The organism is Accumulibacter sp., from assembly GCF_029255145.1.
Classification (GTDB): Bacteria; Pseudomonadota; Gammaproteobacteria; order Burkholderiales; family Rhodocyclaceae; genus Accumulibacter.
This window is the reverse complement of sequence record NZ_JAPUVQ010000107.1, coordinates 12,407-36,654: the sequence shown is the minus strand read 5'-3', so window position 1 is coordinate 36,654 and position 24,248 is coordinate 12,407. Positions and strand designations below refer to the sequence as shown.

The 24,248-nt window shown below is 66.2% G+C and carries 18 protein-coding genes and 1 riboswitch; of the genes, 4 read left to right on the top strand and 14 right to left on the bottom strand.

Annotation, left to right across the window (positions count from 1 at the left end):
* Positions 1–2 precede the first annotated feature (2 nt).
* From Q1L50_RS11100 to glmS, 3 genes are all read left to right on the top strand, one after another.
* The gene (locus Q1L50_RS11100; protein ID WP_300338588.1) at positions 3–1,445 is read left to right on the top strand and encodes a glutamate synthase subunit beta; all 1,443 of its coding nucleotides are present in this window, start codon (positions 3–5) and stop codon (positions 1,443–1,445) included.
* A 224-nt stretch (positions 1,446–1,669) separates the two neighbouring features.
* Positions 1,670–3,028 (top strand): bifunctional UDP-N-acetylglucosamine diphosphorylase/glucosamine-1-phosphate N-acetyltransferase GlmU, encoded by a 1,359-nt coding sequence (gene glmU / locus Q1L50_RS11095; protein WP_300338586.1) that lies wholly within the window; start codon positions 1,670–1,672, stop codon positions 3,026–3,028.
* A gap of 7 nt (positions 3,029–3,035) precedes the next feature.
* Positions 3,036–4,865, top strand: coding sequence for a glutamine--fructose-6-phosphate transaminase (isomerizing) (gene glmS, locus Q1L50_RS11090; RefSeq protein WP_300338584.1), 1,830 nt, complete (start codon positions 3,036–3,038; stop codon positions 4,863–4,865).
* Between the two features lie 59 nt (positions 4,866–4,924).
* Here the strand turns inward: glmS and Q1L50_RS11085 are convergent, their stop codons facing one another.
* The 6 genes from Q1L50_RS11085 to metH all read right to left on the bottom strand — a co-directional run bounded on the left by Q1L50_RS11085 (position 4,925) and on the right by metH (position 16,895).
* On the bottom strand, positions 4,925–5,578 hold the full coding sequence (locus tag Q1L50_RS11085) for a DsbA family oxidoreductase (RefSeq protein ID WP_300338582.1): 654 nt from the start codon (positions 5,576–5,578) through the stop codon (positions 4,925–4,927).
* Between the two features lie 136 nt (positions 5,579–5,714).
* On the bottom strand, positions 5,715–6,410 hold the full coding sequence (locus tag Q1L50_RS11080) for a hypothetical protein (RefSeq protein ID WP_300338579.1): 696 nt from the start codon (positions 6,408–6,410) through the stop codon (positions 5,715–5,717).
* A gap of 1,223 nt (positions 6,411–7,633) precedes the next feature.
* Complete coding sequence (locus tag Q1L50_RS11075; protein ID WP_300338576.1) at positions 7,634–10,051, bottom strand: serine protease; 2,418 nt, start codon at positions 10,049–10,051, stop codon at positions 7,634–7,636.
* The gene (locus Q1L50_RS11070) at positions 10,048–11,871 is read right to left on the bottom strand and encodes a serine protease (protein ID WP_300338573.1); all 1,824 of its coding nucleotides are present in this window, start codon (positions 11,869–11,871) and stop codon (positions 10,048–10,050) included. Before Q1L50_RS11070 ends, Q1L50_RS11075 begins: the two co-directional genes overlap by 4 nt.
* A gap of 187 nt (positions 11,872–12,058) precedes the next feature.
* The gene (gene murB / locus Q1L50_RS11065; RefSeq protein WP_300338571.1) at positions 12,059–13,156 is read right to left on the bottom strand and encodes a UDP-N-acetylmuramate dehydrogenase; all 1,098 of its coding nucleotides are present in this window, start codon (positions 13,154–13,156) and stop codon (positions 12,059–12,061) included.
* Between the two features lie 25 nt (positions 13,157–13,181).
* Positions 13,182–16,895: a methionine synthase gene (gene metH, locus Q1L50_RS11060; RefSeq protein WP_300338568.1), complete on the bottom strand. Its 3,714-nt coding sequence runs from the start codon at positions 16,893–16,895 to the stop codon at positions 13,182–13,184.
* A 68-nt stretch (positions 16,896–16,963) separates the two neighbouring features.
* Positions 16,964–17,045, bottom strand: a riboswitch (SAM riboswitch).
* Positions 17,046–17,261: 216 nt separating this feature from the next.
* Here metH and Q1L50_RS11055 point away from each other — a divergent pair.
* Entirely contained in the window at positions 17,262–18,170 is a 909-nt protein-coding gene (locus tag Q1L50_RS11055; protein WP_300338565.1) for a DMT family transporter, read from the top strand.
* A gap of 89 nt (positions 18,171–18,259) precedes the next feature.
* Here the strand turns inward: Q1L50_RS11055 and Q1L50_RS11050 are convergent, their stop codons facing one another.
* The 8 genes from Q1L50_RS11050 to ahcY all read right to left on the bottom strand — a co-directional run bounded on the left by Q1L50_RS11050 (position 18,260) and on the right by ahcY (position 24,189).
* The gene (locus Q1L50_RS11050; protein WP_300338562.1) at positions 18,260–19,459 is read right to left on the bottom strand and encodes a hypothetical protein; all 1,200 of its coding nucleotides are present in this window, start codon (positions 19,457–19,459) and stop codon (positions 18,260–18,262) included.
* A 62-nt stretch (positions 19,460–19,521) separates the two neighbouring features.
* Positions 19,522–20,247 carry a hypothetical protein gene (locus tag Q1L50_RS11045; protein ID WP_300338559.1) on the bottom strand — a complete coding sequence of 242 codons (726 nt, stop codon included), beginning with the start codon at positions 20,245–20,247 and terminating at the stop codon, positions 19,522–19,524.
* Positions 20,247–20,789: a hypothetical protein gene (locus Q1L50_RS11040; protein ID WP_300338556.1), complete on the bottom strand. Its 543-nt coding sequence runs from the start codon at positions 20,787–20,789 to the stop codon at positions 20,247–20,249. Before Q1L50_RS11040 ends, Q1L50_RS11045 begins: the two co-directional genes overlap by 1 nt.
* On the bottom strand, positions 20,786–21,064 hold the full coding sequence (locus Q1L50_RS11035) for a DnaJ domain-containing protein (protein WP_300338553.1): 279 nt from the start codon (positions 21,062–21,064) through the stop codon (positions 20,786–20,788). The genes Q1L50_RS11040 and Q1L50_RS11035 overlap by 4 nt, the downstream gene beginning before the upstream one ends.
* Before the next feature lie 90 nt (positions 21,065–21,154).
* Complete coding sequence (locus tag Q1L50_RS11030) at positions 21,155–21,541, bottom strand: TfoX/Sxy family protein (protein ID WP_300338550.1); 387 nt, start codon at positions 21,539–21,541, stop codon at positions 21,155–21,157.
* Between the two features lie 10 nt (positions 21,542–21,551).
* Positions 21,552–22,391 (bottom strand): methylenetetrahydrofolate reductase [NAD(P)H], encoded by an 840-nt coding sequence (metF, locus tag Q1L50_RS11025; protein ID WP_300338547.1) that lies wholly within the window; start codon positions 22,389–22,391, stop codon positions 21,552–21,554.
* Between the two features lie 7 nt (positions 22,392–22,398).
* Complete coding sequence (locus tag Q1L50_RS11020; protein WP_300338545.1) at positions 22,399–22,755, bottom strand: phage holin family protein; 357 nt, start codon at positions 22,753–22,755, stop codon at positions 22,399–22,401.
* Positions 22,756–22,779: 24 nt separating this feature from the next.
* Positions 22,780–24,189: an adenosylhomocysteinase gene (gene ahcY, locus Q1L50_RS11015; protein WP_300338600.1), complete on the bottom strand. Its 1,410-nt coding sequence runs from the start codon at positions 24,187–24,189 to the stop codon at positions 22,780–22,782.
* Between the last annotated feature and the right edge of the window lie 59 nt (positions 24,190–24,248).

Here is a 24,248-nt window from a genome sequence, read left to right as displayed (position 1 = left end):
GCATGGGTAAGCCGACTGGTTTCATCGAGTATCAGCGTCTGGCGGAGGTCTGCGAGCCCGCCGAGGCGCGTCTGAAGCATTACCGCGAGTTCATCGTCACCCTCAACGACGAACAGGCCAGCGTCCAGGGTGCGCGCTGCATGGATTGCGGCATCCCGTTCTGTAATACCGGCTGCCCGGTGAATAACATCATTCCCGACTGGAACGACCTGGTGTACCGGGGCCACTGGCAGCAGGCGCTGGCGGTCCTGCATTCGACCAACAACTTCCCCGATTTCACCGGCCGGATCTGTCCGGCGCCGTGCGAAGCGGCGTGCACGCTGAACATCAACACCGACCCGGTGGGGATCAAATCGATCGAGCACGCAATTGTCGACAAGGGGTGGGAAAAAGGCTGGATCGTCCCGCAACCGCCGAAAGTGAAGACCGGCAAGAATGTCGCCGTCGTCGGTTCGGGCCCGGCTGGGCTGGCTGCCGCGCAGCAACTGGCGCGGGTCGGTCACCGGATCGTGGTGCTCGAAAAGAACGATCGGATTGGCGGCCTGTTGCGCTACGGCATTCCTGACTTCAAGTTCGAAAAATCGCATATCGACCGCCGCATGGCGCAGATGGAAGTCGAGGGCGTCGAGTTTCGCGTCAACCAGGACGTCGGCGGTACCGGCGCCAACGCGCTCCCGGCCGAGCGCTTGCTGGCCGAGTTCGACGCGGTGATTCTCGCCGGCGGTGCCGAAGCGCCTCGCGATCTGAGCGTACCGGGTCGAGAACTCGATGGCGTCCATTTCGCGATGGACTTCCTGCCGCAACAGAACCGGGTCAACGCCGGCGACGCCGTCCCCGGGCAGATCCTGGCCACCGGTAAACGGGTGGTGGTGATCGGCGGTGGCGACACCGGGTCGGACTGCGTCGGCACCAGCAACCGCCACGGAGCGCTGTCGGTGACCCAGTTCGAGTTGATGCCGCAGCCGCCGGAACGCGAGAACAAGAGTCTGACCTGGCCCTACTGGCCGCTGAAAATGCGCACTTCGTCTTCGCACGAAGAGGGTTGCGTGCGCGATTTCGCCGTTTCGACCAAGGCATTCATCGGCGAAAACGGCAAGCTGAAGGGCTTGCAACTGGTCCGGGTGAACTGGGCAGACGGCCGGATGAGCGAAGTCCCGGGCAGCGAGGTCGAGATCGCCGCCGACCTCGTGCTGCTGGCCATGGGTTTCGTGGCGCCGGTGCGACAGGGACTGCTGGAGCAACTGGAGGTCGAACTCGACACCCGTGGCAACGTCCGGGCGACCACCGATGGCGACGGCTGTTACGCGACCAGCGTCGCCAAAGTGTTCGCTGCCGGTGACATGCGGCGTGGGCAGTCGCTGGTCGTCTGGGCGATCCGCGAAGGCCGGCAATGTGCGCGTGAAGTCGATGCCTTCCTGATGGGTAGTTCCGAGCTACCGCGCTGAGCGTGCGGTGCCTGCCGAAAAGGGTGCTGCGCCGTGACATTGTTGTCGCTTCCTCGGCGCCGATCCTGAAACAATACGGCGCAGTGCGGCCCGCTGCCGCGCCGCACGACAGGCGGCCGGACGCCGCCCGCCGGGCTGGCCCCGCAAGGGCTGCCGGTGGTACTGTCTTGCCCCGGGGCTGTACGACAGCGCCAGGCCCCTACCGTATGACTGGGTGTTAGCCAATGAATATCGTCATTCTCGCTGCTGGCCAGGGCAAGCGCATGCATTCGAACCTGCCCAAGGTTCTTCATCCGCTGGCCGGCAAGGCGCTGGTCTCGCATGTCATTGACGCCGCCCGCAGCCTGGCGCCACGGACCATCTGCCTGGTTTATGGACACGGCGGAGACGCGGTGCGGACCACCATCGACGCACCCGACCTGCGCTGGGCACTGCAGGAGCCGCAACTGGGAACCGGCCACGCGGTGCAGCAGGCGATGCCGCAGTTGTCCAACGCGCCGACGACGCTGGTTCTCTATGGCGACGTGCCGCTGATCCAGCCGGCGACGCTGCAGGCGCTGGTGCACGCCGCCCGCGACGCGCTGGCGATTCTCACCGTCGAACTGGCCGACCCGGGCGGCTATGGGCGAATCGTCCGCGACGCCACCAATCAGGTGGTGCGCATCGTCGAGCAGAAAGACGCCTCGGCCGAGGAACGAGCGATCCGCGAAGTCAATAGCGGCATCGTCGCGCTGCCGACTGCTCGCCTCGCCGAGTGGTTGAGCGGCCTGTCGAACGACAACGCGCAGCAGGAATACTACCTGACCGACATCGTCGGTCTGGCGGTCGCTGCCGGCGTACCGATCCGCACGGTGTCGGCGCAGGGTCAATGGGAAGTGCTGGGGGTCAATAGCAAGGCGCAGCTGGCCGAACTCGAACGCGTCGCGCAGCGCCGTACCGCCGATCGCCTGCTGGAACAGGGCGTTCGCCTGGCCGATCCGGCGCGGCTCGACGTGCGCGGCGAGATCTCTTGCGGACGCGACGTGTTCATCGACGTGAACTGCGTTTTCGAAGGCCGGGTGGTGCTCGAAGAAGCGGTCGAAGTCGGCCCCTGCTGCGTCCTGAGGAACGCCACGATCGGCGCCGGATCGCGCCTCGCCGCTTTCAGCCACATCGACGGCGCGGTGGTCGGGCCCGATGGCGTGATCGGTCCGTTTGCGCGACTGCGGCCCGGCACCGAGCTCGCCGCCGGCGTCCACGTCGGCAACTTCGTCGAACTCAAGAATGCCAAGGTCGCCGCGCAGTCGAAAGCCAATCATCTGGCCTATGTCGGCGACGCGATCATCGGCAGCCGGGTGAATATCGGTGCTGGCACGATCACCTGCAATTACGATGGCGCCAACAAGTTCAGGACGATCATCGAGGACGATGTCTTCATCGGTTCCGATACCCAGCTGGTCGCCCCGGTCACCGTCGGTCGCGGCGCAACCCTCGGTGCCGGAACGACGCTGACCAAGAACGCACCACCAGACACGCTGACCATCTCGCGTGCCCGGCAGGTTTCCATTTCCGGCTGGAAACGGCCACAAAAAGCGAACAAGTGAGCTGACCATGTGTGGCATCGTTGCTGCGGTCGCCGGCCGCAATATCGTCCCGGTTCTCCTCGAAGGTCTGCGCAAGCTCGAATACCGCGGCTACGACTCGGCCGGTCTGGCGCTGATCAATGGCGACGGTCTGCAGCGCCTGCGCTCGGTCGGCCGGGTCGCCGAGCTGACCGCGCAGGCCGACAGTTCGCAGGTCGCTGGCTTCACCGGCATCGCCCATACCCGTTGGGCAACGCACGGCGTGCCCAGCGAGCGGAATGCCCATCCGCACATCTCGGCGGGTCTGGCGGTCGTCCATAACGGCATCATCGAGAACCACGAGGCGCTGCGCACGCGCCTGAAAGCCGCCGGTTACGAATTCACCTCGGATACCGACACCGAAGTCGTCGCTCACCTGATCGCCCACGAACTGAAGGCCGCGCCCGACTTCCTGACCGCCGTTCGGCAGGCGCTGGCCCAATTGCAGGGTGCCTACGCGCTGGCCGTTCTGCGCGAGGCCGACCCGAGCCGGGTGGTGGTGGCGCGCGAAGGGTCGCCGCTGTTGCTGGGTCTGACCGACGACGGTTGCTATGCCGCTTCGGACGCTTCGGCCTTGCTGCAGGTGACGCGCCGGATCGTCTATCTGGAGAACGGCGACTGCGCCGAACTGATGCGCGACAGCTACCGCATCGCCCGCGTCGACGGCACGCCGGTCGAGCGCGCCGAGAGCGAATCGCAACTCTCGGCCGACGCGGTCGAACTCGGCCAGTACCGCCACTACATGCAGAAGGAGATTTTCGAGCAGCCGGTGGCGCTGGCCAACACCCTGGAGATGCTCGGCACGGCGCACAGCATCCAGCCCGGCCTGTTTGGTGCCAGCAGCGAAGAGGTCTTGCGGGACGTCAAACAGGTGCTGATCATCGCCTGCGGAACGAGCTATCACGCCGGTTTGGTGGCTCGTTACTGGCTTGAATCGATCGCCGGCATTCCGTGTTCGGTCGAAGTCGCCAGCGAATACCGCTACCGCGACTCGGTGCCCGATCCGCAGACCCTGGTGGTGACCATCTCGCAATCGGGTGAAACCGCCGACACCCTGGCTGCCCTGCAGCATGCCAAGTCGCTCGGCATGGCGCGCACGCTGTGTATCTGCAACGTCCCCGAATCGTCGCTGGTGCGCGAGAACACGCTGCGCTTCATCACCCGCGCCGGACCGGAAATCGGCGTCGCATCGACCAAGGCGTTCACCACCCAGCTCGCCGCACTCTATCTCCTGACCCTGGTCCTGGCCAAGCTGCGCAGTCGTCTGAGTGAGCAGGCCGAGGTCGCCGAGCTGCACGCCCTGCGGCACCTGCCGGTTGCGGTCAGCAAGATCCTCGAAATCGAGCCCGAGATCCGTGACTGGTCCGAGCGCTTCTCGATGAAACAGCACGCACTGTTCCTCGGGCGCGGCCGTCATTACCCGATTGCCATGGAAGGCGCGCTGAAGCTCAAGGAAATCTCGTACATCCACGCTGAAGCCTACCCGGCCGGCGAACTCAAGCATGGCCCGCTGGCGCTGGTCGACCGCGACATGCCGGTGATCGCCGTCGCGCCCAATGACGCGCTGATCGAAAAGCTCAAGTCCAATCTGCAGGAAGTACGCGCCCGCGGCGGCGAGCTCTACGTTTTCGCCGACGCCGACAGCGAAATGCAGGAGTCGGACGGCATTCACGTCCTGCATCTGCCCGAGCACTACGGCGCCTTGTCGGCGCTGCTGCACGTGGTGCCACTGCAACTGCTCGCCTACCACGTCGCGCTGGTCCGCGGCACCGACGTGGACAAGCCGCGCAACCTGGCCAAATCGGTGACCGTCGAGTAGGACGCTGGCGTTCGCGTGGCGAGAACGCCGCCCGCGGGCAGGTGCTTGCGGCAGCGCGGCTAGCGCATCGCCTGGATGATCGCCGCCGCCAGCACCTCGCCGCTTTGCGCACCGGAGACGGTCAAGCGGCGCTGGATGATGAGGAAGGGCACGCCGGTAACGCCCAAGGCGCCGACCTTGTCGGCCAGCGACCTGACCTGCCGCTCGCCCGCACCGCTCTCCAAATAGGCCAGCACCTCCTCCTTGCGATCACCGCAGGCGGCGGCGACCTCGGCCAGCGTTGTCAGCTCGCCGATATCCTCGCCACGCTGGAAGTGGGCCGCGAACAGCCGCTCGACCAGCGCGTCCACCGCAGCCTGCCGATGCCCGATCGCCTGCGCGCGATAGACCAGGCGGTGCGCCCGCAAGGTGTTCGGGCGGGTCACGATACGTTCGAAGTTGAATGCAAGTTCCACGTCGTTGCCGGCCTCCGCCACCGTGCGCTGCAGCCTGGCGACCTTGGCCGCACCGCCGAACTTGGCTTCCAGGAAGGCCCGATACGGTTCGCCTTCGGGCGGTGTCTCGGGGTTGAGGAAGAACGGCAGCCAGTTGACCTGGAAGCCTGTTCCGGGCCGCTGGTCCTCGACCCGCGCAAGTGCTTCCGCCAGACGGCGCTTGCCGATGAAACACCACGGGCAGACCAGGTCGGAAACGATGTCGATGGTGACGTTCATTGAGATTGGCGCCGGGTGGGTTGTCGAGTAGCTTGCCGAGTGGATGGTCGACCCGCCAGAGCGCAGGAGCGCCAGGGCGGCACCTTACTACAACCGGCTTGTTCAGCAGCACGCCACGCAGGCGGTTCGAGCGGCATCATCGCGGCATCGGCCGCGCGATGCCGGCGGCGACGAGTGCCGCAAGGTCTGGCTCGCAAAAACTCTCCGGGGTGGCGTCGAGCTCCGTGAGGCTACGCGGGAAAGCGAACAGGCACAGCGTGCTGCCACCGTACCCGGAGAGCCTGGCGACGTTCTTGGCGATCAGCTTGAAGGCGCGTTCGGCCGTCCGGTCCGGGTTGCTGTCGCGGCGGTCATCGCCAGCAAGGCGCTGCAGACGCGCGAGCGAGACGATCGACAGATGGAAGGGCGTGCCGGCGTCACCGGCGCTTGCCGCGAAGCTGAAACGCGACGGCTTGAGCCGGATATCGTCGTCGATGATGACTATCTGGATCGCCGCCGGGTCGCGTTGCCAGTCGAAGCGGCCAGCAAACGCGTCCAGCAGCGCGTGTGCATCGATCGCTCCGATCCAGGGCCGAAAGGGCGCGAGGTCGATTTTCGCGGCGCTTGTCCGGATCGCCGGGGCGAGTGTTCTTGCCAATCTGGCGACGAGCAGCGGCACGAAGCGTTGGTCGGTGATCTGGTCATGAACGTGAATGACGACGGCCGCTGGCTGCAGCAATCGCCCCGGGGCGTCGCTGGCGGCGTACGCCAGCACCGGGCAGCAGACCGCGGATAACAGCGCGATGGGGTTTCGCCACCAGCGGCAGCTCGCGGCAAGCGGCTTTGTGATCATAATCGGGTTCGTCCAGACTTTGCCAGGTGGGAAGCGCATGCAGGATAGCTATGGATTGACCATTACTCTGGTCGACCGGTCGATCTCTTCGGTTGCCGACAGTGTCGACCTTGCAGTCGAATGGGACCCATGGGCGGTCGATGAGAGCGGCCAAGCCTGCAGCGCCCTGTCCGCGCGCAACCAGCGCGTTGGCGAACGATTGCAGGCGCTGCTGCCCGCGCTGCGGTCGATTCCGGTGCAGACTGGGGACCTGGCCGACGTTGTCGGTACTGACGCCGATCCGGAGACGATGATACGACGCTTTCACCGCTACCGCGTGCTGGCCGGGCGCTGGTCGCGCGGCCCGCTCCTGATCCGGGTCTACGACCGCCTGCTGGTGGCCCACTTGACCATTGAGGCGGCCGCGGTGGAGAAGCTGGGCAACGATGCGGCAGCGGGTCTCGGCGAGGTGCTCGCCACGCTCTTGGCAGCGCTCGAATCGGCCACCGGGTTCCAGGTGTGGGACGAGCAAGGGCGACGGGTTCTCGCCGCCAGCGCTGCTGCACCGGTGCTGCTGGCGCAGCACGCACGCGGCCTGGCGATCTTTTCGCGCGCGCTTCGCAAGACCCGCAGGATGCGTTCACTGGGGGTGCCGAGCGCGCTCCTGATGACCTGCGGCACGCTGCTGATCGCCTTCCTGATCATCCGCGGTGCGTTCGCCCAGGGCACACTCGCTGCCCGGACCGATCCCGCGCGGCAGGAAACTTTCGTCACCGCCGTATTGCCGCCGCCTGTTTCCTCGTTCGGCGTTTTCACCGACCACGCGCTCGACGGCTGGATCGCCGAGTCGCCGCAGCAGCTTCGCCTGCCGGTGGGCCGGGCCGAGTACATCCGGGCGGCGCCGGGGGCCCGGTTCACGGTGCTGGCCACCAGCGACCGGGCTACGCCCTTTGTCCTGCGTTCGGCGTTCGAGGACCAGGGCGCTTTCCTGCGCCTTGGCGATCGCGGCGTGTCGTGGTCCGGGCTGTTGGCCGGCGTACCGCTGCTGCTGTGGTTGCGATTCGTTTGCTGGCCATGGGTGCGTGCCCGCGGCGAGCAGCGGCGATCGGTGCGCGAACAGATGACGCGACGGCTGATCTTGGTCGGCAAGCTGATCGGTCTCGGGGCGCTGCTCTTGCTGCTCGGATTATGGGCCCGAGCGGCGGCTGCCCGAACGCATCGACCAGCGCACGTGCCGCCGTGGCTCAATCCGGGAGCCGTGTGGCCAGCGACAGCCCGGCGCGCGTCGCTTGCGCCTTCAGCGTCCGCGCGGCGTTCGGGTCGATCGCTCGCAGCCGCGCGTACGGCGGCGCGGCAGCTGTTTCATTGCCCTCCATCAGGTAGGCCATGGTCAGGATTCCCAGGCCGGCTGGCTGGTCAGGCATTCGCGCCAGCACCGCCGTCGATTGTTCGCGGGCCTTGGCTGCCTGGCGCGAGCCCAGATACGACTGGGCGAGGTACAGCCGGCCATCCAGCGCCTCCGGGTTGAGGGCAACGGCTTTCTCAAGCGCCTCGATTGCGCGTCCGAGCTTGCCCTGGCGCATTCGGGTCTCGCCTAGATTGACCCAGGCGTTCACCAAATCCGGCGCCAGGCGCACCGCAGTCTCAAGCGCGTCAGCGGCTTCCGGCAACCGTCCCAGGCGCATCAAGGCGTAGCCCTTGCTGCTCCAGGCAACGGCATTGCTCGGCTCGGCTGCGACGGCACGCTCAAGGTAGCCGAGCGCGCCGGCGGTGTCGCCCGAATTGCCGAGCACCTTGGCGATGATGATCTGCAGGCGAGGCAGCTTCGGATCCTGTTTTTCCGCCCGTCGCAAGGTGGCCAGCGCCTCCGGCAGCTGGCCGACGGCGGCCAGGCTTTCCCCAAGAGAAGCGAGGTCGTCGGGAGTTGAGCTTTCGAGTTCGTCCACCTTGCCGAAGGCGATCACCGCCTCCGGATAATTCTTTTGCTCAATGCTGACGATGCCGTACACGCGCCAGGCGTGCGCCTCGCGTGGTGCCTCGCTGGTCGCCTGCCTGGCGTCTTCAAGTGCTGCCGCCGGTTGCCCCAGTCCGCGGCGCACGTTGGCGCGATTGGCGCGCGCTTCGACATTCCTCGGGTCAAACTGCAGGGCCTTGTCGTAGGCTTTTTCGGCGTCGGCCAGGCGGTCGAGGCGCGTCAGCGTGGTGCCCAGTCCGTTCCATGCCGGCGACAACTCAGGCGCCAGTTCGAGTGCCTTGCGGAAGGCCTCTTGCGCGGGACCGAGGCGCCCGCGTGCAAGCTCGCCGGATCCGATGGTGTGCCAGGTCTGTGCCTGCGACAAGGAGCTACCCTGCGGCACCGCGCCGGTCCTGGCATCGTCGCTCTTGCCCTGCTGCGCGAGCGAGCGGGCGAGCTTCTGCTGCAGTTCCGGATCCTGCTGGCCGAGCCGCAGCGCGACGCGGTAGGCACGGGCTGCGTCGGCATGGCGTCCGAGCGCGTCGTCGATCGCCCCGAGCATGCTCCAGCCACCGGCGTTGCCGGCGTCGAGCCGGACGGCGAGCAGGGCGACCTCGCGCGCTTCCTGGAGGCGACGCGCCTGCAGCAGCCAGTGCGCTTCGATCCGCCTGGGGGTCGCACCGCCCGGCATCAATTCGAGCGATCGGACCAAAGCCGCTCTTGCGGCGCTGCGATTTCCCTGGCCGTCGAGGAGCAGCGCTTTCTGGTCCCAGCCGTTGGCGTAATGGGGATCGAGTTCGAGGGCCGCGTCAAGCGCCGCAGCGGCTTCCTCGCGGCGGCCGGTTTCGCTCAACGCCCTGGCGAGGACGACGCGCGCGGGCGCCGAAGTCGGTTGTGATCCGATCCATCGGCGGGCGTGCGCTTCAAGCCCCTGCCAGTCGGCGGCTACGGTCAGCGCATCGCCGTCGGCGAGCCAGCGTGGTTCCGGGCCGGGGACCGCATTCGCGGGCGCAGGCAGCTGGCCCCGCACCTGCAACTGGTCGACACCGTCGGCCGAGAGCACCAGGTTGAGGCGCTGGCCGGTGCCGAGAATCGCCGTCGTCAGCCCGATCAACCGTCCCTCCAGGTCGAACAGGCCGCCGCCACTGGAGCCAGGCGAGACGGCGGCGCTGGTTACCAGCCGAGCATTGCCGTCTGCCATCTGCGTGGCGACGATCAGCCCGGCGCTGGCGCTGAGCCCGAAGCCCAGCGCGTTGCCTATGGCCAGCACCCGCTCGCCGACGACCAGCGAGTCGGCCTTGCGCAGCGCCCCGGGGCGGGCGCGCAAGCCGTCGACCGAGAGCAGGCAGACGTCGCGGGTCGCGTCACTACGCGTCCACCGGCTGGCGAGACCCGGCGCGCCGGCTTTGCCCTCATTGTCTACTGCTCCCGCCGCGCCCGTTGCCGCTGTCTCGACCCGGATCAGCGAGGATTCGCGGAGCACATGGCAGTTGGTTGCCACCTGTTCGGGCGCGACGACCACGCCGCTGCCCTGGGCAATTTCCGCCCCCTGGTCGTCGAAGGTGCGAACGGTGACCACTGCCGGCGAGACTCGCGCGAAGACCTGCTCCGGCGACAGCGCCGCGCCGGTAGCTGGCAAGGCGCCACCGAAGCACGCCAGCGCGAGCAGCATCGTCGAGAGAGCGCAGGCGGCAGTCGGCCCGGTCACCTGGCGCGCTCCTCGTAGGTGACGATCAGGGTGCTGTACACCTGGCGCGCGTATTCCGGATCGACCGTCCGCAGCTGCTCGTAGGCGCGGCGTGCGGCTTCGTCCTGGCCGTCTGCGTAAGAGGTCTCGGCGAGCGCCGCCCAGACCTTGCCCTGTCTGGGGTCGAGTTCCAGCGATTTCTCGAAGGACCTGATCGCCTCGGTTCTCTTGCCCAGGATGGCCAGCGCAAAACCGTTCACTCGCCAAGCCGCGGGATCGGCTGGCCGGCTGGCAAGCAGCCCGCTGGCAATGGCGACGGCCTCGGCCGCGCGGCCACCGTCCTTGAGTTGCACCGCCAGCCAGAATTTCGCCTCGGGATTTTCGGGATCGGCCTTCAAGGCGTTTTCCGCCGCCTCGATCGCCTCGGGGTGACGCCGCAGTTCGGACAACGCTATCGACAACGCGATCCAGGTCTGCGCGTCCCCCGGCAAGGCCCTGGCGATACTCTGGCGCAGCGCGGTAACCGCATCCACCGGCCGTCCCAGTTTGCGCAGCACGATCCCCTGCCAGTAATGGGCGGTCGCGCTTTCGGCTTCGCCCGCGGGAAGCTGGGTCAAGGCCTTGAACGCCCGCGCGGGCTGACCGGCCTGGAGTTGCCCGCGAATCAGTTGATAGCGAAAGCCGGGGATGTCCGGGTAGAGCCCCGAGAGGCGGCTCCAGATCGCCAGCGACGCGGCGACGTCGCCACGCTCCTCAGCCAGCGCGGCGAGGCCGGCGTAGGCGTAGAGCAGCCACGGATCGAGTTCGGTCGCACGACGACAGGCCACTTCGGCTTCGCCGGCTTTGCCTGCCGCGCGCAGCACCTGGGCGTACAGGAACCAGATCGACGCGTCCTGAGCGTCGCGCGCGACCAGTTTCTCGGCCAGCAGCAGCGCCTGCTCGACTTGCCCCTGCCTGAGCAGGGCAGTGCCGAGGCCGATGCCGCTCTCGGTCGAGTCCGGAGCCAGGCGCTGCAGCCCTTGCCAGGCATGCACCGCCTGCGCCGTGTCAGCAAGCTGTGCCGCTGCCTGCGCGGCAAAACGCCAGGCCTGGGGCGACTCGGGCGTCGTCGTGGTCCACCCGCTGGCGAGCGAATTCAGCTCTGTCCAGCGCCCGTCTCTTGCCAGCCTGGCAGCCTCTTCGTGACGCTGATTCTCCTCCCGATCGGCCGCCGCACGGGCCTCCATTTCGCCGATCCAGGCGGCGGGGGCCGCGAAGTTGACGTTCTGACCGCTGCGGTGCCGGTACTCGATGATCCCGAGCAGGCTGCCCGCCTCGTCGAGCAATGCGCCACCCTGCGAACCCGGCGAAACCGGTGCCGAAAACTGGATGTACGAACCCTCCGGAAATGACCTGACGCCGCCGACCAGCCCGTCCGAAATCCCGACCCCCAGGCCCAGCGCGTTCGAAACGGCAAACACCCGCAGCCCGGCAGGAGGAGCCTCCTGCCGGATCGCGAAGGGAGTGGCCGAAAGCGTCGCTTCCGGCGTCGCCAGGGCGCACAGGTTGCGTCTCGCATCGCGGACGACAAGCTGTGCGTCGAGGCGCTGCGAGGTCGAGGAGACCTTTAGCGACGCCGCGGTCGCCAGCCCTTCGCAGACCGTGAGCCAGCGGTTCTTCGCCACCAGGACCGCGCTGCGCAGATCGATCGCTACCCCGTCAGCGTTCAGCAGTTCAACCGTCCCGACCGCCGGTGCAGCGCGGGCATAAACCTCGGCAGGCGACAGCTCGGCCGCCGCCGGCCGCGCGCACGCCAGGGCGATGCAGATGATGCTCGACAGCACGGGCGAGAGGATTTTCATCGATGGTCTCGATAGCGGGAACGGCGACGGATGGCAAGCGACAGCAGGAGCAGACCGGTCTCGCATCAGCATCATAGTGCAGGACAATGATCTCGAGTCGGCAGAAGCCCGTCTTTCGCGGTGACAGCCGGAGGCAAGGTGGTCCACCGCGTCAGGATCATGATCGACCGGGTGCCTGGCGCCTTGCTCAGAGAAAGACCGGCTCGGGCGTCAGTTCGACGCCGAAGCGTTCGCGGACGTCGGTCTGGACGGCTCTCGCCAGGGCGCCTACTTCGGCGCCACTGGCGCCGCCGCGATTGACCAGCACCAGAGCCTGTTTTTCGTACATCCCCACCCGGCCGAGGTCGCGGCCCTTCCAGCCGCTGTGCTCGACCAGCCAGCCGGCAGCAAGCTTGACGCGACCATCGGCCTGCGGGTAACGCGGCAGCCCGGGATGGGCACTGGCCAGGCGCTCGGCGAGGGCTGCGCTGACCTGCGGATTGTGGAAGAAACTGCCGGCATTGGGGAGTGCAGCGGGGTCGGGCAGCTTGCGGCGGCGGACAGCGATCACCGCGTCGGCGACCTGGCGAGGAGTGGGGCCGGGATTCGAGCGCAAATTCGGCCGGAAATGCGCGTTCGGGACTGCCTGTGGATGCGGCTGGCGGATCTGTTGGCGGTCGGCTTCTGCTGCCAGTTCGCCGTAGCCGGTCAGCGGCTGCCAGGCTTTCGGCAGGCGGAAGGTGACCCGGGTGATCACGCGCTGGCCGTTCAGGTGCCAGCCCTCCTGCTTGAAGACGCTGTCCCGGTAGGCGAAGCGGCAGGCGGCGTGATCGAGCCGCAGCGTCTGGCCGGTCGCCAGGTCGACGGCTTCGAGCGACTGGAAGCGCTCGGCCACTTCCAGCCCGTAGGCGCCGATGTTCTGGATCGGCGCGGCGCCGACGGTGCCCGGAATCAGCGCCAGGTTCTCGAGTCCCGGCCAGCCCTGCGCCAGGGTCCACAGCACCAGTTGATGCCAGTTCTCACCGGCGCCAGCGCGCACGTACCAGGCGCTTTCGTCGTCGCCAATCAGCTCGCGGCCGCGAATCGCCATCCGCAGCAGCAGGCCGTCAAAGTCGCCGGTCAGCACCAGGTTGCTGCCGGCGCCGAGAACGAAGCGACGCCGCGCGTTCTCGCCGGCGAGCATCGCCAGTTGCCCGGCGTCGCGGATTTCCGCGTACAACGCGGCGCGGCCGGGAAGCGCCAGGGTCGTCCGCGTCGTCAGATCGACGTCACGTTCGACGAAATCGGGAAGCTGTCGCTCGCTCACCGCGTGGCGCCGCCCGTTCTTCGCTCTAGAGCAAGGGCGCCAGCCAGCGTTCGGCTTCGGCGGTGCTGAAGCCGGCGCGCGCTGCCCAATCATCGAGCTGGTCACGGGCGATCTTGCTGACCGCGAAATAGCGCGCCTGCGGGTGTGCCAGATAGAAGCCCGAGACCGCCGCCGCCGGCATCATGGCGAACGATTCGGTCAGTTCCATGCCGGCGTTGCCGGGGGCGTCGAGCAGCACGAACAGGGCGCCCTTGGCGGTATGGTCGGGGCAGGCCGGGTAGCCGGGGGCGGGCCGGGTGCCGCGATAGTCCTCGCGGATCAGCGCCTCGCAGTCCAGGCTTTCATCGCTGGCGTAGCCCCAGTAGTCGCGGCGCACCTGCGCGTGCAGCCATTCGGCACACGCTTCGGCGAGGCGGTCGGCGATCGACTTGAGGATGATCGCGTGGTAATCGTCGTTGGCGGCGGCGAATTCGGCGAGCCTGGTCTCGATCCCAAAGCCGGCGCCGACGGCAAAAGCACCGATCCAGTCCGGTGTGCCGCGGTCGGCGACGAAGTCGCTGAGGCAGTAATGCGGCTTGCCGGCGGGGCGCTCGTGCTGCTGCCGCAGGTTGTGCCAGCTCATCAGCTTGGTGCTGCGCGATTCGTCGGCGTAGATCTCGATATCGTCGCCGACAGCGTTGGCCGGGTACAGGCCGAAAACGGCGTTGGCGCTCAACCATTTCTCGTCGATGATCGTCGCCAGCATTTTCTGGGCGTCGGCGAAGACGCTGCGTGCGGCGCTGCCGACGATTTCATCGTCGAGAATCTTCGGGTAGCTGCCAGCCAGGTCCCAGGTCTGGAAGAACGGCCCCCAGTCGATATAGCCGGCGAGCGTCGCCAGGTCGACGTCGCGCAGCACGTGCAGCCCCGGCTTGTTCGGTGCTACCGGCCGGTACGACGGATCACCGTTGCAGGCGAAACGGTTGTCGCGCGCCGCGGCCAGGGTCACCAGCTTGATTCCTTTCTTGCTGGCGTGCTGGGTGCGCAGCTTCTCGTAGTCGGCAGCCAGCTCGGCCTTGAAGCTGGAGGCGTTGTCGATCGACAGCAGCCGGGTGACGACGCCGACGGCGCGCGAGGCGTCGGGAACGTAGACCACCGGTCCGGCGTAGCTGGGAGCGATCTTGATCGCGGTGTGCACGCGGCTGGTCGTCGCGCCGCCGATCAGCAGCGGTACCGGCACCGCGCTGTCCCCGTCGATACCGTCGGCAAAGCCGAGGCGTTGCATTTCGGCGGCGACATGGGTCATTTCCTCGAGCGACGGCGTGATCAGGCCTGACAGTCCCACCGCCTGCGCGCCGTGCTCGCGGGCGGCGTGCAGGATCCTGTCGCAGGAAACCATCACCCCGAGGTCGACGACGTCGTAGCCGTTACAGCCGAGGACCACGCCGACGATGTTCTTGCCGATGTCGTGCACGTCGCCCTTGACCGTGGCGATGACGATCTTGCCCTTGCTGCTGACGCCGGTGCGCAGCTTCTCGGCCTCGATATAGGGAATCAGGTGGGCGACTGCCTGTTTCATCACTCGCGCCGACTTGACCACCTGCGGCAGGAACATCTTACCGGCGCCGAAGAGGTCGCCGACGACGTTCATGCCGTTCATCAGCGGCCCTTCGATGACCGCCAGCGGTGGCTTGCCGGCCGCCGCCAGCGCCGCGCGGCATTCCTCGGTGTCGGCGACGACGTAGTCGTTGATTCCCTTGACCAGCGCATGCGTCAGGCGCTCGGCTACCGCCAGCTCGCGCCAGCGGAGGTCCGGGCCGGTATCCCTGGCCTTGCCCTCCTTGACGGTCTGCGCAAACTCGACCAGCGCTTCGCCGGCGTCCGGCCTGCGGTTGAGCACCACATCCTCGACCTTCTCGCGCAGGGCCGGGTCGAGATCGTCGTAAACGCCGAGCATGCCGGCATTGACGATACCCATCGACAGCCCGGCCTTGACCGCGTGGTACAGGAAAACGGTGTGGATCGCTTCACGCACCGCGTCGTTGCCGCGGAACGAGAACGAGACGTTGGAAACGCCGCCGGAGATCTGCGCGCCGGGCAGCCGGGCACGAATCCACGTACAGGCCTCGATGAAATCGACGGCGTAGTTGTCATGCTCTTCGATGCCGGTGGCGATGGCGAAGATGTTCGGGTCGAAGATGATGTCCTCGGCCGGGAAGTTGGCGTGTTCGGTGAGCAGACGGTACGCGCGCGCGCAGATTTCGGTCTTGCGGGCGAAGGTGTCGGCCTGCCCGCTTTCGTCGAAAGCCATCACCACCACCGCCGCGCCGTAGCGGCGCGCCAGCCGCGCCTGCCGCAGGAATTGTTCTTCGCCCTCCTTCATCGAGATCGAGTTCACGATCCCCTTGCCCTGGATGCATTTCAGTCCGGCTTCGATGACCTGCCACTTCGACGAGTCGATCATGATCGGCACGCGCGAGATGTCGGGTTCGCTGGCGATCAGCTTGAGGAAGCGGTCCATCGCCGCCCGCGAGTCGAGCATCGCCTCGTCCATGTTGATGTCGAGCACCTGCGCGCCGTTTTCCACCTGCTGACGGGCAACCACCAGGGCATCGTCGAAGCGGCCTTCGAGAATCATCCGGGCAAAGGCCTTCGAGCCGGTGACATTGGTCCGCTCGCCGACGTTGACGAACAGCGAGTCCTTGCCGACGTTGAACGGTTCGAGGCCCGATAGCCGGAGTTTGCATTCGAGCTTGGGGATGACGCGCGGCGCGACCCCGGCGACGCCCCCGGCGATCGCCGCGATGTGCTCCGGCGAGGTGCCGCAGCAACCGCCGACGATGTTCACGAAGCCCTTGCGGCCCCAGTCGGAGACTTCCGCGGCGAGTTGTTCGGGGGTTTCGTCGTAGCCACCGAAAGCATTCGGCAGACCGGCGTTGGGGTGCGCCGAGACGAAGCAGTCGCAGATCTGCGACAACTCCTCGACGTACTGGCGCAAGTCGGCGGCGCCGAGCGCGCAGTTGAGCCCGAAGCTGAGCGGCCGGATGTGGTTCAGCGAGTTCCAGAAAGCCTCGGCGGTCTGCCCGGACAAGGTGCGGCCGGAAGCGTCGGTGATCGTTCCGGAAATCATCACCGGCCAGCGGCGACCGACCTGCCCGAAATACTGCTCGACGGCAAAGAGCGCCGCCTTGGCGTTCAGCGTGTCGAAAACGGTCTCGACCAGGACGATGTCGGCGCCGCCCTCGCAAAGCCCGTGGACCGCTTCGAGGTAGGTCTCGACGAGTTCGTCGAAGCTGGTATTCCGATAGCCGGGGTCGTTGACGTCGGGCGAGATCGACGCGGTGCGCGAGGTCGGTCCGAGAACGCCGGCGACAAAGCGCGGCTTGGCCGGGTCGAGCGCGGTGAATTCGTCGCACACTGAGCGCGCCAGTTGCGCGCCAGCGAAGTTCAGCTCGTGAACGATCGCCTGCAGGTGGTAATCGGCCTGCGAAACGCTGGTCGAGTTAAAAGTGTTGGTTTCGACGATGTCGGCGCCCGCTGCCAGATACTCGGCATGGATCGCGCGGATCAGCTCGGGGCGGGTCAGCAGCAACAGGTCGTTGTTGCCTCTCAGGTCATGCGGGTGGTCGGCGAAGCGGCGGCCGCGGTAATCGGCCTCGCGCAGCCCGTGGCGCTGGATCATGGTGCCCATGGCGCCGTCGAGGACGAGGATGTTCCGTTCGAGGCAGGTCTTCAGTTCGGCGGTACGGTCAGGCTGCATGGGTATCCCTTGGTGGCTGGTCTGGCGCGGCTCTGCAAAAACAAAAAACCCGTCGGCGCAAAGCTCGACGGGTCTTGGTGTGGGCCTCGCTTTAGCGGAATTTTTAACGCGCCCGCAATCTGTTTACGTCAAATCGGCGCGAACCCGGCGCTCAGGCTCGGGCAGGGGCAAATTTACCTGCCCGGGACAGGCTTTGTCAAGCCAGCCGGGCACTCTGTACGGGACCGCAGGCGGCGTCGGCGGACGCCGGGCCTGTTGGCGGGTCGCCCGGTCAGCGAGCGGGTTTGCCGGCCGCGGGCTGTTGAAGTACAGTGGGCGCCCCTTATGCGTCGCCTGCGGCGTCCGCAACGTCTTGCTGGCCTTGCTATGTTTTGGAAACACTGGTCCTCCGAAACCCACGGCGTCGCGTTGGCGGTCGTGGCGGCTTTCGGCTTCTCGTTCAAGGCGATCTTCGTCAAGCTCGCCTATGCGGTCCCGCAGGCCGTGCCGGTCGACCCGGTCACCCTGCTGTCGCTACGGATGTTGTTTGCGCTGCCTTTCTTCCTGGCGATCGGCCTGCACGCCAGCCGCGCGGCGCCGCCGCTGCCGCGCCGCGACTGGTTGCAGCTCAGCGTCCTCGGGCTGCTGGGCTACTACGGTGCGAGTATCCTCGACTTCATCGGACTAGGCTATATCAGTGCTGGCCTCGAACGCCTGATCCTGTTTACCTACCCGACCTTGACGGTGATGATCGGTGTGCTGTTCATGGGCAAGACGCTGCAGCGGCGCGAAATCGGAGCCTTGCTGTTGTCGTATGCCGGAATCGGCCTGGTCTTCTTCCACGACCTCGAGTTCTCTGGAGAAACCGCTACGGTGCTGGTCGGTTCGGCCTTCATCTTTGCCTCGTCCTTGTCCTACGCGCTGTATTTGGCGGGGAGCGGGCCGATGATCCAGCGGCTCGGTTCGGCTCGCTTCACGGCGCTGGCGATGCTCGTCTCGACGCTGGCCACCGAGCTTCACTTCCTGGCCACGCAACCGTTGTCGACGCTGCGCCAGCCGCTGCCAATCTACGCTTACGGGGTGGCCATGGCACTGCTGTCCACGGTGCTGCCGGTGTTCCTGCAGTCGGCGGCGATCCGTCGGATTGGCGCAGCCCGTTCGGTGATGATCGGAACGTTGGGGCCGATGCTGACCATCGCTTTCGCCTGGTGGCTGCTCGACGAGCCGCTGTCCTTGAGCCAGATGGTGGGTGCTGCGCTGGTCCTGGCCGGGGTGTGGCTGATCTCGCGACACTGAGCCAGCGCCGCAGCGGCGGCGGCTGCCTGGTGGTCAGGCCAGCGCGTGGGCGCAGGTGGGGATTGGGCAGCGGGCGCACACGCGGCGGATCAGCGAACGACGCAGTTTTCCTTCAGGAAGGCCAGTGCGCGGTCGAGCGCGGTATCGGACGGGTCTGACAGGGCGCTTTCGACTTCCGGGAACAGTTCGTCCCACAGCGCTTCCAGGTCTTGCTGCAGTTGATAAGGGGCGAATGCCCGGATGAAGACCAGTACCGGCTGGCGCTGCAGGCCATCGGCCCGGACCTTGCGGATCACGTTTCTTGCGGCGACTTTGCTGAGTGCCGCCTTGGGCGGCGTGTCGGTCGCCAGACAGAGAAAGATCGTCAGCAGCGAATTGTCGTCGATCTTCCCGCCAGTGATCTTCTGCCAGTCCGCCGAGACGGCGGCGTCGAACTGGCTGGCATCCTCGGGACCGAAATCGCGCAAGTAGTACAGCGGCTCCAACTCCGGGATCAGCCGGTTCATCGCCTGCGAGGGATCGACGATTCTCGGCAGGTCCTCGCTTTCGACCTTCTTCAATTCGCGCCTGGCGACCGCCTGGTAAGACTCTGGCAGGGACTTGAAGACCTCGGCGATGCGCTTCCGGCCCTTGCCCGGGATTCCCTTCTTGCGTAGGGTGGCAAGAATGTCCACGAACTCGGCAGCATTGGGTAGCGCAGCGGTCGTGCTGCCGCTCAGATAAAGCAGCATGGCGGTGCGGATGAGTGATTCGACAGCGACCGTCGAAATCTCCGCTGCGGGCGTCCCGAGGCGTTCGGCAAACCACAGCGCGGCGGCTATCGTCACCTGATGCGCTTGCCGCTGCTCGCGGGCCTGCCGGTACTCGGCGTGGCTCTTGAGCGACCAGTCGGCGAGAAACGACCTCTGCGACTGCCTGACGAGGATCCCGAACGAGCTATCCTCGGGCATGGCCCAGAGGCTCTTGAGCAATTCCGAGCCGCCACGCGAATGCGACAGGAAGGTGTTGTCGCGCAGCGATCGCGCCGCTCGTTCGAGATCGCCGGCGCTGCTTTCTTCGAGGAACAGGCTGACCAGATTGACGATCCGGATGCGCGCTTCTTCGATATTCGGGCGCAGGTACTGGGTGCCGAAATACTCGGCGATCTGCACCATTCCCTTCGCTCCGTCGTTGCGGATGCTGGTGATGCTGTCGTCGCCGAGCACGCCGCTGCGGACGCCGAGAGCGAGTGCTCTTTCAAAAAATGGCCGGTCGTCGAAAACGGCGATCTGGCGGCGGTCATCAGGCATCGGTGGAAGGCTGTCCTGCCGGAAAGGTCGGGTCGGGGCCGATGGGGGCAGTCGTCGGCGCTCTACAGCGCGGACTCTTCCTCTGGCTCACCCGGGGGTCGCCGCTGCTCGTTGGCACGCCCCGCCGTTTCGGCCTCCTCGGGTTCCTCGTTCCGTGCTCGCGCCCGCAGGATCAGCAGCACCTCGCGGAAGATCTCCGGATGCTGGTAGCGGAGCGTCCAGGTCAGTTGCATCCAGTCCTGATCGCTGACTTCGCTGTGACTGAGGAATGGGCGATTGGCGTCGGGGTCGGAGAGCTCGTCCAGGCGCTCGTCGTCGGTCAGCTCGGCAGCCGCTTCGTCGCCGTCGTCGAAATAGCCGAAGGTGCCGGTGCGGAAGAAATACTCGACGATTTCGGCACGATCGCTCAGGTAATCGGCCAGCGTCTCGCAGCCGCCTTCGACTTCGCCGATCGCATCGAGAAACTCGCCTGGATCGCTATCGGCGCGGAAGATGACCGCATTGATGGTAGACCGCAGGCGCTCGTGACTGGCGTCGCCGTAGCGCCGTTCGAGAACGATCGCCCGGGCAAACTGTTCCGGCAAGACCAGCAGGCTGACCACCGATTCCTTCGAGGAATCGAAGTCGCGGAGAACGGCCAACAGGTCCTTGGCCGCGAAATCGTCAAGGGCAATGACCAGTGCGCCGTCGCCGTCGCTGTCGACCAGCGATGTCAGGGCCGCTTCGGCGCCGACGATATCGCCGACGCTGATCAGTTTCTCTGCTTTCACCAGGACCGGATGGCTCATCAGCTATCTCCAGAATAGCGGTCTTTGCGGTCGAATCCCTGTTCGGCAAGCCAGTCCGCGCCGGCTTCTTCGAGATCGACATCGGCGTCGGGATCCTCCTCGTCGAAGTCGTCGCGGGGCTGCCCCGGGCTCGGCTCGATGGAGGCGCTGGCGCGGCCGTGCAGGTACTCCAGACACGCCGTGACGACCAGGAAGCGCTCACCGTCAGGATCCTTGAGGACGATTTCCGCCAGTTCCGCGGCCCAGGGTTGCAGGTGAACGGTTTCCCGCAGCACTTCCCAGGGCGGCAGGTCTTCGGGTTCCTGTGCCAGCAGGTCACGCATCACCGCCGAGTTCGGGACCGAGAAGTCCATGCCATCGTGGAAGGCGACGGCCACCATTTCCGGATTGCACGCGATCATCGGCAGCAGATCGGGAAGCTGCTTGCGCTTCTGCCGCAGCCTTTTCGCCAGGACGTCGTGGCCCGCCGAGTCGGTCATCAGGTCGTCGAGTTCTGCCTCGTAGGCAGATTTCAGCTCTTCAAAGAATGGCGACAGCCTCAATGCAGTACTCCTTCCAGATAGTTGGTCCAGATCTCCCGAGCGGTTTCAAGCGGCTTCTCGAGCAGATTGCGGCGTCGATTCTCGTCATAGTCGTGCCGCCGGCTGGCGTCGGAAAGCGTTTCGTACGCTTCCTGTACGTCGCGAAAGCGGTCGGCAGCGTCGGGCGCGTCGTTGCGGTCGGGGTGAAGTTGCGAGGCCTTCCTGCGATAAGCCTGTTTCAGCTGTTCGCCGGACGTATCGCTCGGTACGCCCAGCACTGCGTAATAATCCTTCATGCGCCCTCGTCGAGTGGTCAGCGCCCGTAAACCGGCCAATTCTAGCCCGGACGGCGGGTGAACGGGGACGCCTTTATCGGCTTTCCGCGGCTACCGCTTGACCCCCGCCACCGCAGTCCGCGTGGCCGACTTCCCAGGCTGGCGATTGCGGGCCGCCGCGGCCAGCGCCGCGCGCGCCCACGGCTGCATCCCGGCCGGACTTTCCATCGCGTCTTCGGGGACCGTCCAGTAGTTCATCGTTTCGCTGCGGCCATCCTTGTACCGCACGCGGAAGGGTTCGCCGCCGACGGCGGCAAAGGTCGCCGCGCTCTGGGCGTCTGCCTTGAGGTAGAGAACGTCCCTGGCAACGATCGCAAAGAAGAGGTCGTCGCAGTAGAAGCCCCAGCCGCCAAACATCGCCTTGACCCGCAGCGTGCCAAGCGGCGCGAACAGTTCGAGGGCATAGCGGACGATTACCGGTAGCTCGCGCGCAGCCATGGTCAGCGGCTCATGACAGTCGGAGTCGCTGCCAGAGCGTGCTGGTCAGTGCGTCCTGGTTGAGCGTGTAGAAATGCAGCCCAGGCGCTCCGCTGGCCAGCAAACGTTCGCACAGTCCGGTCACCACGTCGAGCCCGAAAGCGCGGATCGATGCGCTATCGTCGGCGTAGCTTTCCAGCCGTTTCCGGATCCAGCGCGGTATTTCCGCGCCGCAGTTGTCCGAGAAGCGGGCCAGGCTGCTGTAGCTGCTGATTGGCATGATCCCCGGAACGATCGGCACGTCGATGCCGATCGTCTGGCACTGGTCGACGAAGTGCGCGTAGGCGTCGAAGTTGTAGAAATACTGCGTGATCGCCGAATTGGCGCCGGCGTCGAGCTTGCGCTTGAATGCCAGCAGGTCGTCCTGCGGGCTTCTGGCCTGCGGGTGGTATTCCGGGTAGGCAGCGACTTCGATGGTGAACCAGTCACCGGTCTCGGTGCGGATGAACTCGACCAGTTCGTTGGCGTAACGAAACGCCCCGGGTCTGGCCATCCCCGACGGCAGGTCGCCGCGCAGCGCAACCAGATGCCGGATTCCCTGCGCCCGATACTGTTCGAGGATGCTGCGGATGCTGTCGCGTGTCGACCCGATGCATGACAGGTGTGGTGCCGCCTGATGACCTTCGCGCTGGATCTCGAGCACGGTTTCGAGCGTGCGGTCGGGCGTCGAACCTCCGGCACCAAAGGTGACCGAGAAGAACCGCGGTTTGAGCAGTGCCATGCGCGCACGCGCGGCGCGTAGCTTTTCCGCGCCCTCGGGGGTCTGCGGTGGAAACAGTTCGAGACTGAAGGTAGGAATGTGGTCTGTCATCACGAGGCTATCTGTGGCCTTCCCGCCCGGCGAACAGCGAGGAAAGGATCGACGAGAAAATACTGTACAGCATGGCGCCGAAGACCCCCGGCCAGAAGCCGCTGACGACGAAGCCTTCAAGCAGCGAACCCGCCAGCCAGAACATCAGGCCGTTGAGGACGAAGAGGAAGAGTCCGAGCGTCAGCAGCGTGACCGGCAAGGTCAGCAGCACCAGCAGGGGACGCAGGACGGCGTTCACCAGCCCCAGCACCAGCGCCGCGGCCATCGCCGCCGCGAACGAAGCCACCTCTATCGATGATGGCATCAGGTAGGCGACGGCGAGTAGCGCACAGGCGTTGAGCAGCCAGAGCACGATCAGCCGCATCACGATTCCCCCGCGGCTGCTCGATCAGTAGCGATAGTGGTCCGGCTTGTAGGGACCGTCCTTGGGAACGCCGATGTAGGCAGCCTGTGCGTCGGACAACTCGCTGAGCTGTGCGTTGAGTTTCTTGAGTTGCAGGCGGGCGACCTTTTCGTCGAGATGCTTGGGCAGCGTGTAGACGCCGATCGGGTAGTCGGCGGTGCGCGTGAACAGCTCGATCTGGGCGATCGTCTGGTTGGCGAACGACGAACTCATCACGTAGGACGGGTGCCCGGTGCCGCAGCCCAGGTTGACCAGGCGACCCTTGGCCAGCAGGATGATCCGCTTGCCGTCGGGAAAGATCACATGGTCTACCTGTGGCTTGATTTCTTCCCACTGGTAGCCCTCGATCGCGGCGACGTCGATTTCATTGTCGAAGTGGCCGATGTTGCAGACGATCGCCTGGTCCTTCATCTTCGCCATGTGACCATGGTCGATCACATGATAGTTGCCGGTGCAGGTGACGAAGATGTCGGCCTTGTCGGCGGCGTAGTCCATGGTCACCACGCGGTAGCCTTCCATCGCTGCCTGCAGCGCGCAGATCGGGTCGACTTCGGTGACCCAGACCTGCGCCGAGAGCGCGCGCATGGCTTGCGCCGAACCCTTGCCGACGTCGCCGTAGCCGGCGATCAGGGCGACCTTGCCGGCGATCATCACGTCGGTGGCGCGCTTGATGCCGTCGACCAGCGACTCGCGACAGCCGTAGAGGTTGTCGAACTTTGACTTGGTGACCGAGTCGTTCACGTTGATCGCCGGGAACCTGAGATCGCCTCTGGCGTGCATCTGATAGAGGCGATGGACGCCGGTGGTGGTTTCCTCGGTGACGCCCTTGATCGCCGCCAGGCGCGCCGAGTACCAGCCGGGATCGCTGGCCAGCTTGGCCGTGATCGCGGCGAACAGGATGGTTTCCTCTTCCGAGGTCGGCTTGGCAAGCACCGACGGGTCGCTTTCAGCCTTGGCGCCAAGGTGCAGCAGCAGCGTCGCGTCACCGCCATCGTCGAGGATCATGTTGCTGAAGCCGCCGTCCGGCCAATCAAAAATCCGGTGCGTGTAATCCCAGTACTCCGCCAGCGACTCGCCCTTGACGGCGAAGACCGGCGTGCCCGACGCGGCAATCGCGGCGGCCGCGTGGTCCTGTGTCGAAAAGATGTTGCACGACGCCCAGCGCACTTCCGCGCCGAGGGCGGTCAGCGTCTCGATCAGCACGGCAGTCTGGATGGTCATGTGCAGCGAACCGGTAATGCGCGCTCCCTGCAGCGCCCTGGCGGCAGCGAATTCCTCGCGAATCGCCATCAGGCCAGGCATCTCGGTTTCGGCGATGCGGATTTCCTTGCGGCCCCAGTCGGCGAGGCCGAGGTCGGCAATTACGTAGTCTTGCGTTTGGCGAACAGTATCCAGCACGGCAGTTCTCCTTCAGAACTTTGCGCGGGATGGAAAGCGGTGTGTGCCTGCCGAAG